This window comes from Lelliottia sp. AC1 (assembly GCF_023278595.1).
Lineage (GTDB): Bacteria > Pseudomonadota > Gammaproteobacteria > Enterobacterales > Enterobacteriaceae > Enterobacter > Enterobacter nimipressuralis.
This window is the reverse complement of record NZ_CP025699.1, coordinates 1,426,263-1,442,849: the sequence shown is the minus strand read 5'-3', so window position 1 is coordinate 1,442,849 and position 16,587 is coordinate 1,426,263. Positions and strand designations below refer to the sequence as shown.

Annotated in this window: 18 protein-coding genes and 1 riboswitch; of the genes, 6 read left to right on the top strand and 12 right to left on the bottom strand. The window is 57.7% G+C overall.

Annotated features, from left to right (window positions below; genetic code table 11):
* The first annotated feature begins 27 nt into the window (after positions 1 to 27).
* Entirely contained in the window at positions 28 to 1,134 is a 1,107-nt protein-coding gene (locus C0560_RS06735) for an ABC transporter permease (protein ID WP_248859867.1), read from the top strand.
* On the opposite strand, the gene C0560_RS06730 is transcribed toward C0560_RS06735, so the two are convergent.
* Positions 1,096 to 1,506 carry a YbhQ family protein gene (locus C0560_RS06730; protein ID WP_100777121.1) on the bottom strand — a complete coding sequence of 137 codons (411 nt, stop codon included), beginning with the start codon at positions 1,504 to 1,506 and terminating at the stop codon, positions 1,096 to 1,098. The two genes, C0560_RS06735 and C0560_RS06730, sit on opposite strands and share 39 nt — an antisense overlap.
* A 133-nt stretch (positions 1,507 to 1,639) precedes the next feature.
* Between C0560_RS06730 and C0560_RS06725 the strand changes: the two genes are divergently transcribed.
* From C0560_RS06725 to C0560_RS06715, 3 genes are read left to right on the top strand one after another with little or no spacing between them, the layout of a single operon-like run.
* A complete protein-coding gene (locus tag C0560_RS06725; protein WP_248859866.1) occupies positions 1,640 to 2,401 on the top strand; it encodes an endonuclease/exonuclease/phosphatase family protein in 762 nt (253 codons plus the stop codon).
* Positions 2,398 to 3,639 carry a cardiolipin synthase ClsB gene (gene clsB, locus C0560_RS06720; protein ID WP_100777123.1) on the top strand — a complete coding sequence of 414 codons (1,242 nt, stop codon included), beginning with the start codon at positions 2,398 to 2,400 and terminating at the stop codon, positions 3,637 to 3,639. The genes C0560_RS06725 and clsB overlap by 4 nt, the downstream gene beginning before the upstream one ends.
* Positions 3,639 to 4,601, top strand: coding sequence for a YbhN family protein (locus tag C0560_RS06715; protein ID WP_181827516.1), 963 nt, complete (start codon positions 3,639 to 3,641; stop codon positions 4,599 to 4,601). The genes clsB and C0560_RS06715 overlap by 1 nt, the downstream gene beginning before the upstream one ends.
* Positions 4,602 to 4,678: 77 nt before the next feature.
* Here C0560_RS06715 and C0560_RS06710 read toward each other — a convergent pair whose 3' ends face one another.
* The 6 genes from C0560_RS06710 to moaA form a co-directional block, all read right to left on the bottom strand.
* The gene (locus C0560_RS06710) at positions 4,679 to 5,386 is read right to left on the bottom strand and encodes a Bax inhibitor-1/YccA family protein (RefSeq protein WP_100777125.1); all 708 of its coding nucleotides are present in this window, start codon (positions 5,384 to 5,386) and stop codon (positions 4,679 to 4,681) included.
* Between the two features lie 57 nt (positions 5,387 to 5,443).
* Positions 5,444 to 5,896, bottom strand: a complete 453-nt coding sequence (moaE, locus tag C0560_RS06705; RefSeq protein WP_123429229.1) for a molybdopterin synthase catalytic subunit MoaE — start codon at positions 5,894 to 5,896, stop codon at positions 5,444 to 5,446.
* Positions 5,897 to 5,898: 2 nt separating this feature from the next.
* Positions 5,899 to 6,144, bottom strand: coding sequence for a molybdopterin synthase sulfur carrier subunit (gene moaD, locus C0560_RS06700; protein WP_248859865.1), 246 nt, complete (start codon positions 6,142 to 6,144; stop codon positions 5,899 to 5,901).
* The gene (moaC, locus tag C0560_RS06695; protein WP_100777128.1) at positions 6,137 to 6,622 is read right to left on the bottom strand and encodes a cyclic pyranopterin monophosphate synthase MoaC; all 486 of its coding nucleotides are present in this window, start codon (positions 6,620 to 6,622) and stop codon (positions 6,137 to 6,139) included. Before moaC ends, moaD begins: the two co-directional genes overlap by 8 nt.
* Before the next feature lie 3 nt (positions 6,623 to 6,625).
* Positions 6,626 to 7,138, bottom strand: a complete 513-nt coding sequence (gene moaB / locus C0560_RS06690) for a molybdenum cofactor biosynthesis protein B (RefSeq protein ID WP_100777129.1) — start codon at positions 7,136 to 7,138, stop codon at positions 6,626 to 6,628.
* 22 nt (positions 7,139 to 7,160) lie between these two features.
* Entirely contained in the window at positions 7,161 to 8,150 is a 990-nt protein-coding gene (moaA, locus tag C0560_RS06685; RefSeq protein WP_181827513.1) for a GTP 3',8-cyclase MoaA, read from the bottom strand.
* Positions 8,138 to 8,271, bottom strand: a riboswitch (molybdenum cofactor riboswitch). Its footprint overlaps the gene before it by 13 nt.
* Before the next feature lie 227 nt (positions 8,272 to 8,498).
* Here moaA and yvcK point away from each other — a divergent pair.
* Entirely contained in the window at positions 8,499 to 9,407 is a 909-nt protein-coding gene (gene yvcK, locus C0560_RS06680; protein ID WP_100777131.1) for a uridine diphosphate-N-acetylglucosamine-binding protein YvcK, read from the top strand.
* A gap of 91 nt (positions 9,408 to 9,498) precedes the next feature.
* Here the strand turns inward: yvcK and uvrB are convergent, their stop codons facing one another.
* Positions 9,499 to 11,514, bottom strand: a complete 2,016-nt coding sequence (uvrB, locus tag C0560_RS06675) for an excinuclease ABC subunit UvrB (protein WP_102105221.1) — start codon at positions 11,512 to 11,514, stop codon at positions 9,499 to 9,501.
* A 709-nt stretch (positions 11,515 to 12,223) separates the two neighbouring features.
* Here uvrB and C0560_RS06670 point away from each other — a divergent pair.
* Positions 12,224 to 12,946, top strand: coding sequence for an ABC transporter ATP-binding protein (locus tag C0560_RS06670; protein WP_248859863.1), 723 nt, complete (start codon positions 12,224 to 12,226; stop codon positions 12,944 to 12,946).
* Here C0560_RS06670 and bioD read toward each other — a convergent pair.
* The 4 genes from bioD to bioB are packed head-to-tail and all read right to left on the bottom strand — an operon-like array spanning position 12,909 to position 16,533.
* The gene (bioD, locus tag C0560_RS06665; RefSeq protein WP_248859861.1) at positions 12,909 to 13,610 is read right to left on the bottom strand and encodes a dethiobiotin synthase; all 702 of its coding nucleotides are present in this window, start codon (positions 13,608 to 13,610) and stop codon (positions 12,909 to 12,911) included. The two genes, C0560_RS06670 and bioD, sit on opposite strands and share 38 nt — an antisense overlap.
* Positions 13,603 to 14,358, bottom strand: a complete 756-nt coding sequence (gene bioC / locus C0560_RS06660; RefSeq protein WP_181827510.1) for a malonyl-ACP O-methyltransferase BioC — start codon at positions 14,356 to 14,358, stop codon at positions 13,603 to 13,605. The genes bioD and bioC overlap by 8 nt, the downstream gene beginning before the upstream one ends.
* A complete protein-coding gene (gene bioF / locus C0560_RS06655; RefSeq protein ID WP_248859860.1) occupies positions 14,345 to 15,496 on the bottom strand; it encodes an 8-amino-7-oxononanoate synthase in 1,152 nt (383 codons plus the stop codon). The genes bioC and bioF overlap by 14 nt, the downstream gene beginning before the upstream one ends.
* Positions 15,493 to 16,533: a biotin synthase BioB gene (gene bioB, locus C0560_RS06650; RefSeq protein ID WP_100777137.1), complete on the bottom strand. Its 1,041-nt coding sequence runs from the start codon at positions 16,531 to 16,533 to the stop codon at positions 15,493 to 15,495. Before bioB ends, bioF begins: the two co-directional genes overlap by 4 nt.
* Positions 16,534 to 16,587: the final 54 nt, after the last annotated feature.

Genomic DNA, 16,587 nt, shown 5'->3' with positions numbered 1-16,587 from the left:
AGCGCCACCCGACACGAGGATGACACGATGTTTCATCGCTTATGGACATTAATTCGCAAAGAGCTGCAATCGCTGCTGCGTGAACCGCAGACCCGCGCGATCCTGGTCCTGCCGGTGCTGATTCAGGTTCTGCTGTTTCCGTTTGCCGCGACGCTGGAAGTGACCAACGCCACCATCGCCGTCTACAACGAAGACAACGGCAAACACTCTGTGGAGCTGACCCAGCGTTTTGCCCGCGCCAAAGCTTTTACCCATGTGCTGCTGCTGAAAAGTCCGCAGGAGATCCAGCCCACCATCGACACGCAAAAGGCGCTGCTGCTGGTGCGTTTCCCGGTCGATTTTTCGCGTAATCTGGATAATGCCCAAACCGCGCCGATGCAGCTGATTCTCGACGGGCGCAACTCCAACAGTGCGCAAATCGCCGCCAACTACCTGCAGCAGGTCGTGAAGAATTATCAGCAGGAGCTGATGGAGGGGAAAGCCAGGCCGAATAACAGCGAGCTGGTGGTGCGCAACTGGTATAACCCGAACCTGGATTACAAATGGTTCGTGGTGCCGTCGCTTATCGCGATGATCACCACCATTGGGGTGATGATTGTGACGTCGCTCTCCGTCGCCCGCGAACGCGAACAAGGGACGCTGGATCAGCTGCTGGTTTCCCCGCTCGCCACCTGGCAGATTTTCGTCGGCAAAGCCGTGCCTGCGCTGATTGTCGCCACTTTCCAGGCCAGTATTGTGCTCGGGATCGGTATCTGGGCGTATCAAATTCCGTTTGCCGGATCGCTGGCGCTGTTTTACTTCACCATGCTGATTTATGGGCTGTCGCTGGTGGGATTCGGGCTGTTGATTTCGGCGCTCTGCTCAACGCAGCAGCAGGCGTTTATCGGGGTGTTTGTCTTTATGATGCCGGCGATTTTGCTCTCAGGGTATGTTTCGCCTGTCGAGAACATGCCGGTGTGGCTACAGGATCTGACGAGGGTGAATCCGATTCGGCACTTTACCGATATCACCAAGCAGATCTATCTGAAGGATGCGAGTCTGGATATTGTGTGGGGAAGTTTGTGGCCGCTACTGGTCATAGCGGCCACGACAGGCTCAGTGGCGTACGCGATGTTTAGACGCAATATCGCCTAGCTTTTTCTCTTTGGTCAGCAATGAGACCACTGCGGGTCCTGCCAGAATGACCAGGCCCGCCAGGGCCAGCAGCAGGTTGTTATGCAGCACCCGCGACAGCAACCACAGGACGATTAACGCTGCACCAAAATACCAGGTGGTGGTGAGCTCTTCGAGCACATCACCCACTTCACGCCAGCGCGCGTCGTGGTGACGCTGTAAAAACAGCATCGACAGCACGGTCACGCCATACATCGCACATAATCCCAAGCCGACATGCACCAGCGTGCCGCTCTTCCAGCCCATTACCAGTACCGCCACGACCAGTAAATGCAACATTATCTGCCAGCAACTGAGGCCAGTTGCGACACGAACGCGTTGTTGCCACTTCATGGCTTCTCTCCTGAAGGATATTTCTCTGCTAGTTCAGAGTACCGCACTTTACGGAAAATTCCGTAACACCGCATCTTTTTGTGACGCCGACTACACTTTATTTTCATCAGGATAGTGACGCTGGCAGGAGCATATGACGCAAAAAACCCGGCATTTTTCGCTCAAAATTTTGACGATTAACACACACAAAGGCTTCACGGCATTTAACCGCCGCTTCATTTTACCCGAGCTGCGTGACGCGGTACGTACCGTCGGCGCGGATATCGTCTGCCTGCAGGAAGTGATGGGCGCGCACGATATTCACCCGCTGCACGTCGAGAACTGGCCAGACACCACCCACTACGAATTTCTGGCTGATACCATGTGGAGCGACTATGCCTATGGCCGCAACGCGGTCTACCCGGAAGGCCATCACGGCAACGCGGTGCTGTCGCGTTTTCCCATCGAACATTATGAGAATCACGACGTGTCGGTGGGAGAAAGTGAAAAACGCGGGCTGCTTTACTGTCGGATAAAACTGCCGGATCTGGCCTTTCCGGTTCACGTGGGCTGCGTGCATCTCGGCCTGCGGGAAGCGCACCGCCAGGCACAGCTGCAGATGATGACCCGCTGGGTCAATTCGCTGCCGGATAACGATCCGGTGGTTATCGCCGGTGATTTTAACGACTGGCGACAGCGCGCAAACCGCCCGCTGAAGGCCGATTCCGGGCTGGATGAGATTTTCACCCGGGCGCATGGCCGCCCGGCGCGCACCTTCCCGGTCAGTTTTCCTCTGCTGCGCCTGGATCGCATTTACGTCAAAAACGCCCACGCCAGCCATCCGAGCACCCTGGCGCTGCGCGGCTGGCGTCACCTGTCTGACCATGCCCCGTTAAGTGCGGAGATTCACTTATGAAAAGTTCATGGCGAGAAGGTAACCAAATTACGCTGCTGGAAAATGGCGATGAGTATTATCCCGCCGTTTTTGCTGCCCTCGATGCGGCAGAGCAAAAAGTTATTCTCGAAACCTTTATCTGGTTCGAGGACGACGTGGGCCGTCAGCTCCATCAGGCCGTGCTGCGCGCGGCTCAGCGCGGTGTCAAAGTCGAAGTGCTGCTCGACGGATACGGTTCGCCCGACCTCAGCGACAGCTTCGTCAACGAGCTGACCGCCGCAGGCGTGGTGTTCCGCTATTACGATCCGCGCCCGCCGCTCTTCGGCATGCGTACCAACGTCTTTCGCCGGATGCACCGCAAAATTGTGGTGGTGGATGGCAATGTCGCGTTCGTGGGCGGGATCAACTACTCCGACGAGCACATGTCCGACTACGGCCCGGAGGCGAAGCAGGATTATGCGGTGAAAGTCGAAGGCCCGGTGGTGCAGGATATTTTACTCTTTGAGCTGGAAAATCTGCCGGGGCAGTCGGCGGTGCGCCGCTGGTGGAAACGCCATCATCGCCCGGAAGAAAACCGCCAGCCCGGGGAGGCGCAGGCGCTGTTTATCTGGCGCGATAACGACGAGCATCGGGACGATATTGAACGCCACTATCTGAAGATGCTCGCCAATGCGAAGCGCGAAGTGATCATCGCCAACGCCTATTTCTTCCCCGGCTACCGTCTGCTGCATGCCATGCGCAATGCCGCACGGCGTGGGGTGCGGGTCAAACTGATTGTACAGGGCGAGCCGGATATGCCGATTGTCACCGTCGGTGCGCGGCTGCTGTACGACTATCTGGTCAAAGGTGGCGTGCAGATTTACGAATATCGCCGCCGCCCGCTGCACGGAAAAGTGGCGCTGATGGACGATCACTGGGCGACCGTTGGCTCCAGCAATCTCGATCCCCTGAGCCTGTCCCTTAATCTGGAGGCTAACCTGATCATCCACGATCGCGCATTTAACCAGACCCTGCGCGACAATCTTACGGGCATTATCGCTCGCGATTGCGTGCGGGTAGATGATTCGATGGTGCCGAAACGCACCTGGTGGAATCTGACCAAAAGCGTGGTGGTGTTCCACTTCCTGCGCCACTTCCCGGCGCTGGTGGGCTGGCTGCCGGCTCATACGCCCAAGCTCGCACTGGTGCCGGCGCCTGTTCAGCCGGAAATGGAGACCCAGGATCGGGTTGAAGCCGAAAACTCAGGGGTGAAACCGTAATGAGCAAATCACATCCGCGCTGGCGGCTGGCTAAACGCATTCTCACCTGGCTGTTTTTTATTGCTGTTGCCGTGCTGCTGGTGGTCTACGCGCAGAAAATTGACTGGGAAGAGGTGTGGAAAGTCATCCGCAACTACAACCGGCTGGTGCTGCTCAGCGCCGTCGGGCTGGTGATCGTCAGCTATCTGATTTACGGCTGCTACGACCTGCTGGGCCGCGCCTACTGCGGGCATAAGCTGGCGAAACGCCAGGTAATGCTGGTGTCGTTTATCTGCTACGCCTTTAACCTGACCCTCAGCACCTGGGTGGGCGGCATCGGCATGCGCTACCGCCTCTATTCGCGCCTCGGGCTGCCGGGCAGTACCATTACGCGCATTTTCTCGCTAAGCATCACCACCAACTGGCTCGGGTATATCCTGCTCGGCGGGGTGATTTTCACCATTGGCGTGGTGCAGCTTCCGGCCCACTGGTATATCGACGAAACGACGCTGCGGATTATGGGCATCGTCCTGCTGCTGATCATCGCGGCGTATCTCTGGGCCTGCGCATTCGCTAAACGCCGTCATATGACCGTCAAAGGGCAGAAACTGGTGCTGCCGTCGTGGAAGTTCGCGCTGGTGCAGATGGTGATCTCCAGCGCTAACTGGATGGTGATGGGGGCCATTATCTGGCTGCTGATTGGCGAAGAGGTGAACTATTTCTTCGTGCTTGGCGTGCTGCTGGTGAGCAGTATAGCCGGAGTGATTGTCCACATTCCGGCCGGGATCGGGGTGTTAGAAGCGGTGTTTATTGCCCTGCTGGCGGGGGAACACGTGTCGCACGGCACGATTATCGCGGCGCTTCTGGCCTATCGAATGTTGTACTACTTCCTGCCGCTGGCACTGGCGACGGTCGGCTATTTGATTCTGGAGAGTCGGGCGAAAAAGCTGCGGGCGAAGAATGAGAAAGCGATGGCGAAATAACAAAATCCGTGTGGCGGTCCACTGACCAAACGACGAGTTGCATGCCCGGCAGGCGTAAACGCCGCCGGGCACAGCAATCAGCGGCGGTTACCGAAAATCCGCAGCAGCATCAGGAACAGGTTGATGAAGTCCAGATAGAGCGTTAACGCGCCAAGAATGGCGTATTTGCGCAGGTTACCGCTGTCACGCACGTCGATCTGCTCGCCGATGTTTTTCAGCTTCTGAGTGTCATACGCCGTCAGGCCGACAAACACAATCACCCCGATGTACGTCACCGCCCACATCAGCGCTTCGCTTTTCAGCCAGAAGTTTACCAGCGACGCCAGCACAATCCCGATAAGCGCCATAAACAGCATGTTGCCGAAACCGCTCAAATCGCGTTTGGTGGTGTAGCCGTAAAGGCTCATGGCACCAAACATCCCACCGGCCACCACAAAGGTGCTGGCGATAGAGGAGTAGGTGTAGACGATAAAAATACTGGAGAGCGTCAGGCCGGTCAGCGCCGAATAGAGCATAAACAGCGTGGTCGCCATGCCCGCACTCAGCTTTTGCACCAGTCCGGAAAGCACAAACACCAGCGCCAGCTGGGCGATAATCAGCCCAAAGAAGGTGATTTTGCTGGAAAAGATAAACATCATCAGTTCGGGGGTATTGGCTGCGTACCACGCGATAAACGCGGTTAACAGCAGGCCGCAGGTCATCCAGCCGTACACCTGCGCCATATAAGTTTGCAGGCCGCTACGCGTCTGCTGAACGATTGAATCCGAACGTGGAAATCGGTCCATGATAACTCCTGATTAAGTGGGCACACCTTTTAAGATTAACACATCCGCGCCATCCGGTTACCAGCGGCTGGCAGCCTGCTTGTCGCTGTCACGCGATTCCACCCAGCGTTCCCCTTCCGGTGTGGCTTCACGCTTCCAGAACGGCGCGCGGGTTTTGAGATAATCCATAATAAATTCACCGGCATCGAACGCGCTACCGCGATGCGAGCTGGTGACGCCAACAAAGACAATCTCTTCGCCAGGCCACATTTCGCCGACGCGGTGAATCACCGTGACGCGACCGAGTGGCCAGCGCTGACGGGCCTCTTCCACGATAGTGGCAAGCGACTTTTCCGTCATCCCCGGATAATACTCGAGGGTCAGCGCGCTCACACTCTCCCCCAGATTATGGTTCCGGACTTTACCGGTAAATGTCACCACCGCGCCGTCTTCGTCGCGCTCGGCCAGCCAGCTGTATTCCGTGCCGACATTGAAGCGTTCCGGTCCAACAATAATCCGCGTGTCAGCCATGATTAACCCCCTGTGACCGGCGGGAAAAACGCCACTTCATCACCGGCGTTAAGCGGATGGGAAAACTCCACCAGCGTCTGATTCACTGCCGCCAGCAGTTTTCCCTCTTCGAGCGCCAGCGCCCAGCGATCGCCTTGCGTCGCCAGATGGGCACGCAGGGCTTCGACGTTGTCGAACGGCGTCTCGAGCGTCAGGCTGTCGATATTGACAAGCTCTCGCACCTGAGCAAAAAAAAGCACTTTAATCATGATTGTCCGCCCTGAAATCACCGGATTTGCCGCCGCTTTTCGCCAGCAGACGAACCGGGCCAATCACCATATCCTTCTGCACCGCTTTGCACATATCGTAAATGGTCAGCGCCGCAACCGAGGCCGCCGTTAAGGCCTCCATCTCGACGCCTGTTTTGCCGGTCAGACGGCACAACGTCTCGATACGCACGCGGTTGTGCTCCGGCTCGGCCTGCAGGCTCACTTCAACCTTGCTGAGCATCAGCGGGTGACACAGCGGGATAAGATCCCAGGTACGTTTCGCGGCCTGAATTCCGGCGATACGCGCGGTAGCGAAAACGTCACCCTTGTGGTGGCTGCCGTCGATAATCATCGCCAGGGTTTCTGGCAACATGGTTACGAAAGCCTCGGCGCGCGCTTCGCGCACCGTTTCGGCCTTGGCGGATACATCCACCATATGCGCTTCGCCAGCGGCGTTAATGTGGGTCAATTGCGACATAGCTTATTTCTTCAAATGAGGATGAAAATTACACGGACGAGTGCGGGCATCCAGCTGCGGAGCGATGATGTTCTCCCACGCGGTGCGGCAGGCTTTGGTGGAGCCTGGCATGGCGAAAATCAGGGTGTTGTTGGCGATCCCGGCCACGGCGCGCGACTGTAGCGTGGACGTACCGATCTCCTCAAAGGAGAGCATCCGGAACACTTCGCCAAAGCCCTGGATTTCGCGGTCGAAGAGCGGGAGCAGCGCTTCTGGCGCCTGATCGCCTGCGGTAAAACCGGTGCCGCCGGTGATCAATACCACCTGCACCTCTGCGCTGGCGATCCACTGGGAGACCTGAGCGCGAATGGCGTAGCGATTCTCTTTCACTATCGCTTTATCAATGATGCTGTGCCCCGCCTCGTGGGCGGCGTCGCGCAGCCAGTGGCCGGAGGTGTCATCCTCCTCACCACGACGTTCAGAAACGGTAAGAATAGCAATACGCGTCGGAATAAATTCAGCGCTGACCTGACTCATTTTCTGGTTCCTTTTAAGCCGATTACCCGCCGATGTAAGACAGGTTTTGTGTAATCCCGGTGTCGCCCTGATGCAGGAAATGGGTCTGTTTTTTATGCGTCAGAGCAGCAGAAATGCGCGCTTCGAGGGCCTCCTGCTGCGCATCGTCTTCCAGCAGATCGCGAAGATCCACGCCGCCGTCGCCGAACAGGCACAGATGCAGCTTGCCCACAGACGAGACGCGCAGACGGTTACAGGTGGCACAGAAGTCTTTCTCATAGGGCATGATAAGCCCAATTTCCCCTTCATAATCCGGGTGACAAAAGACCTGCGCCGGGCCGTCGCTGCGTTGGCGAATCTGGTGGATCCAGCCGCGCTTCAGCAGCGCATCGCGCAGCACCATGCCGGAGATATGATGACGACGGAACAGGTCGCTGCCCTCGCCCGTCTCCATCAGCTCAATAAAACGCAGTTGAATGCGGCGGGGTTTGACCCACGCGAGGAAGGTGTCGAGCTGGTGATGGTTTACATCGCGCATCAGCACCGTATTGACTTTGACTTTGTCGAAACCGGCTTCGAACGCCGCATCGATGCCCTGCATCACCTGGCGAAACTTATCCTGCCCGGTGATGGCGTGAAACTGGCGTGCATCGAGGCTGTCGACGCTGACGTTGATGGCCGTGAGACCCGCATCGCGCCACTGGGCCACATCGCGGGCTAAGCGATAGCCATTGGTGGTGACGGCGATTTGGCGAATGCTCTCGTTTTCACGAATGGCGGCGATGATGTCGGGAAAATCACGACGCAGGGAGGGTTCTCCACCCGTGAGACGCACTTTTTCCGTGCCAAGCTCAGAAAACGCACGCGTGACGCGGCGCACTTCCTCGACGGAAAGAAATCCGTTATTGGTGACGCTGCCCGGCTTGTAGCCGTCTGGCAGGCAATAGGTGCAACGAAAATTGCACACATCGGTAATCGACAGACGTAAATAGAAAAACTTACGCGCGAAAGCATCTGTGAGTTGAGAAGCCATGTACACCTTTCCAGTACGGGAGGCACAGTCATTTCTTTCTGTACCCTGGTGACGTTTCCGTCACGGCCAGGGCGCCATATCGTGTGACACAGGCGCCAGGGCTAGAGTGTATGTTTTCAAATTTGAAAACGTGGGTTATGCCGATAGTAGCGCGGAAATGGCGCTTTCGCCATTCGCCGATTTCGCTATATAATTATATATATAGCGACCAGATCGTGCACTTTCACTACAGAATACGTAAAAATCAATGTTTCGCATTGATATACGTCATTTTGACAGGGGTCGGGCATCGTCTTTTAGGGGTAGTTGGGTTACTGTTACGCGGATCAAATGTCATAAGGAATCTGTATGCGCAATCGCACTTTTGCGGATCTTGACCGTGTGGTCGCTCTCGGCGGAGGGCATGGGCTGGGGCGGGTTATGTCGTCATTATCCTCGCTGGGCTCCAGGCTCACCGGGATCGTGACCACCACCGATAACGGTGGCTCAACAGGTCGTATTCGTCGTTCAGAAGGCGGTATTGCCTGGGGCGATATGCGTAACTGTCTTAACCAGTTAATTACCGAACAAAGCGTCGCATCGGCGATGTTTGAGTATCGTTTTGGCGGTAACGGGGAACTTTCCGGGCATAACCTCGGAAATCTGATGTTAAAGGCGCTGGATCACCTGAGCGTACGCCCGCTTGAGGCGATCAATTTAATCCGTAATCTGCTGAAAGTGGATGCTTTCCTGATTCCTATGTCGGAACAACCGGTCGATTTGATGGCGATCGACATGGAAGGGCATGAAGTTTACGGCGAGGTCAATATTGACCAGCTGGTAGTCCCCCCCAAAGAGCTGATGACCTACCCTACTGTTCCCGCCACGCGCGAAGCGGTGGAAGCAATCAGCGAAGCGGATCTGATCCTCATCGGCCCTGGCAGTTTTTACACCAGCCTGATGCCGCTGCTGCTGGTAAAAGAGCTGGCCCAGGCGCTGCGCAGAACACCCGCGCCGATGGTGTATATCGGTAATCTGGGGAAAGAGCTTAGCCCTGCCGCCGCCAGCCTTTCGCTTGCCGATAAACTCAATCTGATGGAGCAGTACGTCGGTAAAAAAATTATCGACGGCGTGGTCGTAGGGCCGAAGGTGGATGTTTCAGGTATGGAAGGCCGTGTGGTGGTGCAGACAGAGCTGGAAGCGAGTGATATTAAATATCGCCACGACCGGCATTTGCTGCGCCTGGCGCTGGAAAAAGCGATTCAGGCGTTGGGATAACGGAACTGCGCCCGGTGGCGTTACGCTAACCGGGCCGACAACGCATCCGAACGGATAGCCGGGCAGACGCAATGCTGCCCGGCAACGCGAGTTACGACGCCGCGATAAACAGATCGCGCAGCTTATGCAGCTGATCGCGAAGTTGCGCCGCCTCTTCAAACTCCAGATTCTGCGCATGCTGCATCATCTGCCCTTCCAGTTCGTGGATTTTCTGCTGCAGCGCTTTCGGTGTCAGCAGCACCTCCACCGCATCGGCCTCAACCGGATGACGCGCTTTTCCGCGGCCTTTGGTTTTCGCAATCCCCTGACCCAGCGCCAGAATATCCACCACTTTCTTGTTCAGCCCCTGCGGGGTGATGCCATGCTCTTCGTTGTACTGCTGCTGTTTCTCACGACGACGTTCCGTTTCGCCGATCGCTTTCGCCATCGACGCCGTAATTTTGTCACCGTACAGAATCGCTTTCCCGTTGATGTTACGCGCCGCGCGGCCAATGGTCTGAATCAGGGAGCGCTCAGAACGCAGGAAGCCCTCTTTGTCGGCATCCAGAATCGCCACCAGCGACACTTCCGGCATGTCGAGACCTTCTCGCAACAGGTTGATCCCCACCAGCACGTCAAACTCGCCAAGACGTAAATCGCGAATGATCTCCATACGCTCAACGGTATCGATATCCGAGTGCAGATACCGCACGCGCTCCCCGTGCTCTTCCAGATACTCGGTCAAGTCTTCCGCCATACGTTTGGTTAGCGTAGTGACCAGCACACGCTCGTTAACCGATGCGCGAGCGCGGATCTCTGAGAGCAGATCGTCCACCTGCGTTCCCACCGGGCGAACTTCGATAATAGGGTCCAGCAGGCCCGTTGGACGTACCACCTGATCGATAACTTCATCACCGGATTTCTCCAGCTCGTAGTTCCCCGGCGTGGCCGACACGTAGATCGTTTGCGGGGCCAGCGCCTCGAACTCTTCGAATTTCATCGGGCGGTTATCGAGCGCCGACGGCAGACGGAAACCGTACTCCACCAGCGTCTCTTTTCGCGCGCGGTCACCGCGATACATGCCGCCGATCTGCGGAATAGTGACGTGAGATTCGTCCACCACCAGCAGACCATCAGCCGGGAGATAATCGAACAGGGTCGGCGGTGCTTCGCCAGGACCACGCCCGGAGAGATAACGCGAGTAGTTTTCAATGCCCGAGCAGTAACCCAGCTCGTTCATCATCTCTAAATCGAACTGCGTACGCTGGCTCAGGCGCTGCTCTTCGAGCAGTTTGTTATTAGCCAGCAGCACTTTACGGCGGTCTGCCAGCTCCACTTTGATCTCTTCCATCGCCTGCACGATACGCTCGCGCGGGGTAACGTAGTGGGTTTTCGGGTAGATGGTAAAGCGCTGAATCACCGACTCAACGTGGCCGGTCAGGGGATCAAACAGCGACAGACGCTCGACTTCCTCGTCAAACAGCTCAACGCGCAGGGCCAGATCGTCGGATTCTGCCGGGAAGATGTCGATCACTTCGCCGCGCACGCGGAAAGTACCGCGCTGGAACGCCTGGTCGTTACGGGCATACTGCAGCTCCGCCAGACGGCGTAAAATCGCGCGCTGATCGATAATCATCCCGATGGTCAGGTGCAGCATCATCTTGAGGTAAAGATCCGGGTCGCCCAGACCATAGATGGCGGAGACCGACGCCACCACGATCACATCCCGACGCTCAAGTAGCGCTTTCGTCGCCGACAGACGCATCTGTTCGATATGTTCGTTGACCGAAGCATCTTTCTCGATAAAGGTGTCTGAGCTGGGTACGTAGGCTTCCGGCTGGTAGTAATCGTAGTAGGAGACGAAATATTCGACGGCGTTTTCCGGGAAGAACTCTTTCATCTCGCCATACAGCTGCGCCGCCAGCGTTTTGTTAGGGGCCAGCACCATCGTCGGGCGCTGCAGATCCGCAATCACGTTGGCAACGGTAAAGGTTTTGCCCGAACCGGTCACACCCAGCAGGGTCTGGTGTGCCAGCCCGTCTTCCAGCCCCTCTTTCAGGCGACGGATTGCATCCGGCTGATCGCCAGACGGACGGAAAGCAGAATTCAGTTTGAACAATTTACTCATGGGCGACAACCTGATGACGGAAAAAGCGGCAGGTGAGTAATTTTACTCGCGGCTGGCAAATTTGCCAGTAATAAATACTGGATGTAAAACCAGTGGCGTGTAAGGATATCTGGATTAGCATCCGCCTGATGAGCGCGAAAGGGGCCAAAATTTAGGCTGTGACGAGATAAAACACCAGCAATGTTCGGTTATCCCCAGAACATTTCTATTTTTAACATTTGTCAAGCCACGTAATGATAGTTTTATGGCAGTCAGTGACACTTTCATGACGATGATTGCTTTTGTCTAACTCGTTAATTCATAGAAGATATTTCTTAAAGCCGCGTTTCGCATCAATTCATGCGCAGGCCGCGTCTTCTCTCGCTTGCCTCAGGTTTTCTAACTCTAATGCACATGGTTATCCACAGGAATAGTGGATAAGTGCTTCCAGCCCGTACAGACCGCGACTCCGCAAATTCCCGGTTTTTCCCAAGGGCATGTCCGTAAAAAATATTTATAGCTCTTTTTTGATGATATTCAGCCCCACTGCGCATAACCGACTGGCGAGATCTTAATCACATTTCCGTCATTATGTGCACAGCCCGCCCTTTTCACGGCTGTGAGCCAAATCTGAAAAGTGCAGCATATCGAACCACGCCATCGGTTATGGCAAGGGTTTTGCAGATTATCCTGAGACGTCTCATCCCTCATGCGTTTTAAGGAGTGAAATATGCTAAGTCTGCGCGCCGTTAATCAGTTCTATGGAAGTCAGCACACGCTGTGGAATGTCGATCTGGATTTGCCGCCAGGGATGTGTACCGGTGTTATCGGGCTGCCGGGTATGGGGAAAACCACGCTTATCAACTGCATCACCGGCCAGTTGCCCATCGAGAGCGGCACCATCATCTGGCATGAAGCGGGCGCGCCACCGTGCAATTTGAGCAGCGCTGCACCTGAGCAGTGCGCGATGCCGGGCATTGGCTATGTCTCACAGGACCGACGGATTTTCTCACAGCTCACCGTCGAGGAGAATCTGCACGTCGCCATGCGCGCCAAAGGTGCGCCCGATGCGGCGGCGAGCAGTGATATTTACGAGCTGTTTCCCCAGCTCTGGCCGCTGCGCCACGCCAGAGCGACGGGGATGTCGCCGGACGAGCAGTACCAGCTGGCGCTGGCCAATGCGCTCATTTGCCGCCCTCGCCTGCTGATTCTGGACGAGCCGCTGCACGGCGCGGGAGGCACCTTTGCCATCCGGCTTGGGCAACTGCTGATGCGGTTGAGTCGGGAGCTGGGAATGACGGTGCTGTTAGCGGAACAGCAGCTGTCGTTTATTCGCCGGGTGGCCGATCGTTTCTGCGTGCTCTATCGCGGGCGTAACGTGGCTCAGGGCCACGTTAACGAGCTGGATGATGAGCTTATCGCCCACTGGATGTCGCTGGATGCAAGACGCTGAGATCGAGATACTGCCCGGTCTCGGCCTGCTCTGCGCCCTCAGCAAGCCAGGGGATCTCCCCGAGGAACGGCGCATGAAGCACGTTTTTCAGCGTCGCGAGATACTCCTGATGACGTCTACCTGGGGCCATCACGTCGTTGGCGATCCAGCCTGCGAAGCGTAAACCGGCCTGTTGAATCGCCTGCGCGGTGAGCATCGCGTGGTTGATACAGCCGAGCTTAACGCCCACGACCAGGATCACTGGCAGCTGTTCTTCCTGCACCCAGTCAGCAAACGTCTGATGCGCCGAGAGCGGCGTAAACCAGCCGCCAGCCCCTTCGACCAGCACCCATTCCGCCTGCTGCTCCAGTGCCCGCAGGCCTGCAGAGAGAACCGAAAACGCAATCGGACGCTGCTCGTCGGCGCTGATGATGTGCGGAGAAGTTGGCTCGGCGAAGGTGTACGGATTCACCGCCTGATACGGCAGCGCAAGCGTGCTGTGGCGTTGCAGCGCCAGCGCGTCGGAGTTGCGCAAGCCTTCCGGCGTTATCTCGCTGCCGGAGGCGACCGGTTTGTACCCGGCGGTAATGAATCCCTGCAAACGCGCCGCCTGCAACAGCGCCGAGCTGGCGACGGTTTTACCGACTTCAGTGTCGGTTCCGGTGACAAAATAGCGTTCAGTCACGTTCGATAATCCCATGAAAGAGTTGATAAGAGAGCGGGAATTCCCCGCGCACACGCGGCCACGCCAGCTCAAGCTGCGTCAGCTCGCCGCGCGTGAGCGGTTTTCGCGCCCGTCCGTCGTGCAGATGGGTGGCGCCAATCCCTTTCAGCGAGCGCATCGCGCTCAGGGCATCGCTGAAAGAGAGGGTAACGACCTCCGTGATGGCCCTGTAGCGCCACCCGGCGAGGGCGTCGTTCACCGCCTGCGCCGGTAAAAAACGGTTGGCGTGCGGCCGTTCATCCACCGCACGCCAGGCCTGATTCAGCTCCGGCAGAGAATTATCGAGCAGCGTGGTGAAAGCGACAGTGCCGCCGGGGCGCGTGACCCGATACAGCTCGCGCAACGCCTGCGGCAGACTGGCGCACCACTGCACCGCCAGATGGCTCCAGACCAGGTCAAATTGCGCGTCCGGCAGCGGAATAGACTCGATGTCCCCCACCAGATAATCATCGGCCGCCTGCTGATAGCGCGCCTGTTCCAGCATTTGCGGGGAGAGGTCGAGGGCCGTCACATGGCTGCCCGCCTCGCGCCAGAGACGGCTGTTTGCGCCAGGCCCGCAGCCTGCATCCAGCACGGTGTGGAAACGCCCCTCGCCGAGCAGCGTTTTCAGCCCCTGGGCGCTCCGGCGCTGCAGGTCGTCGTGTCGGGAATAACTTTGTGCCGCTCGCCCGAAAGCAGAGGCGATGGCCTGCTTATTAACCTGCGTCATGCAGCGCCTCCAGTAAATCATCAATGTCCTGCGTGTGGTGCGCGGCCGTCAGGGTCAGGCGTAATCGCGCTGTGCCCGCCGGGACGGTTGGCGGGCGGATCGCCGTCACCCACATGTCACGCTCGCGAAGCTGCTGCGCCAGATGCAAGGCACGGCTGTTCTCGCCCACAATCAGCGGCTGGATGGCACTTTGCGAATCGGTCATCTGCCAGGGTAGCTCGCGCACGCCCGCCCGAAAGCGCTGGATGTGCGCAGCCAGAGTGTGTCGCCGCTGCTCGCCCTCTGCGCTGCGGACAACCCTCAGCGCTTCCAGCAGCGCCACGGCCTGCGCAGGCGGCATACTGGTGCTGTAGATCAGATGGCGGGCGAATTGCAGCAGGTAATCCGCGACGGATTCGCTGCATAACACCGCCGCGCCGCTGATGCCAAACCCTTTGCCGAAAGTCACAATCAGCAGCTCCGGTTTAACATCCTGGCGGGCGGCACTTCCGCGCCCTTCCGCGCCCAGCACACCAACGCCGTGGGCATCGTCCACCAGCATCCAGGCGTTGTGCTGGCGTGCCGCGGCATAGAGTTCAACCAGCGGAGCGCAGTCGCCGTCCATGCTGAAGACCCCCTCCGTCACCACCAGCTGTTGCCCGTCGCAGGATTTCGCCAGCAGCGCGTTGAGCTGGGCGGCGTCGTTATGGGCAAACCGGCGCAGCTGCGCCGGGCTGAGGCTGGCCGCTTCGAGCAGGGAGGCGTGGCTCAGACGGTCGGCGACAATCCGATCCTCTTTTCCCATCAGGGCCGCAATCAGCGCCTGATTGGCGGCAAAACCGGAAATAAACAGCAGCGCGCGGGGATAGCCGAGCCAGTCAGCAAGGGCCTCTTCCAGCGCCTGATGCGCGGTGGTGTAGCCCGTCACATGCCCCGACCCGCCGCTGCCGACGCCCCAGGTTTCCGCCCCCTGCTGCCAGGCGCGAATGATCGCCGGATGCTGGCTCAGGCCGAGATAATCGTTGCTCGAAAAGTTGCAGAACCGGCGCGTTTCGCGGGTCAGAAAACGCCCGCCGCTTTCGACCGCCGCGCGCGCGCGAAATGCGTCCGCCGCGCGGCGTTCCTCCAGCGCGGCGTCGATGCGGTGTTGCCAGGTCATAGGGCTGCCGCGTTGTAGAACTGTTCAGTGTCGGCGTTGAAAAGCTGCTGTTCAAGCTGGTGCTGCTGCTCGTTATCCCCCGTCAACACCTCGGTCTGATGCGGATTCAGCCCCAGTTTGCGGAACAGCTGGACATCTTTGTCCTCTTCCGGGTTTGGCGTGGTGAGCAGTTTGCAGCCGTAGAAAATTGAGTTTGCGCCCGCCATAAAGCACATCGCCTGAGTCTGCTCGCTCATCTGCTCACGGCCTGCGGAGAGGCGCACAAACGAGGTCGGCATCATGATGCGCGCGACGGCAATCGTGCGGATAAAATCAAACGCATCCACGTCGTCGTTATCGGCCATCGGCGTGCCTTTGACCTTCACCAGCATGTTGATCGGCACGCTTTCCGGCGGCGTCGGCAAATTCGCCAGCTGCAACAGCAGACCGGCGCGATCTTTTACCGTTTCACCCAGGCCGACAATCCCCCCGGAGCAAACTTTGATCCCCGCGTCGCGCACCTTGTCGAGCGTATCGAGACGCTCCTGGTAGGTACGGGTGGTGATGATGTTGCCGTAGAATTCCGGCGAGGTATCGAGGTTATGGTTGTAGTAGTCCAGACCCGCCGCCGACAGGCGCTGCGCCTGCGTTTCATTGAGCGTGCCGAGCGTCATGCAGGCTTCCAGCCCCATCGCTTTCACGCCCTGCACCATCTGCTCCAGATACGGCATGTCACGGTCGTGCGGGTTTTTCCACGCGGCTCCCATGCAGAAGCGGGTTGAACCGGCGTTTTTCGCCTTGCGTGCCGAGTCGAGCACCTGCTCCACTTCCATCAGCCGCTCGGCCTCCAGCCCGGTTTTATAGCGCGCACTTTGTGGGCAATATTTGCAGTCTTCCGGGCAGGCACCGGTTTTGATCGACAGCAGCGTGCTGACCTGCACATGGCGCGGATCGAAGTGCTGGCGGTGGATTTGCTGGGCTTCGAACATCAGTTCGAGGAAAGGTTTGTTAAATAATTCGGTGACTTGCGACATTGTCCAACGTACAGGGTTAGCCATCGGGCTTCTCCAAAAAGGGGTTCAGTTCATTGTGGGTTCGGTTTATACTTGTAA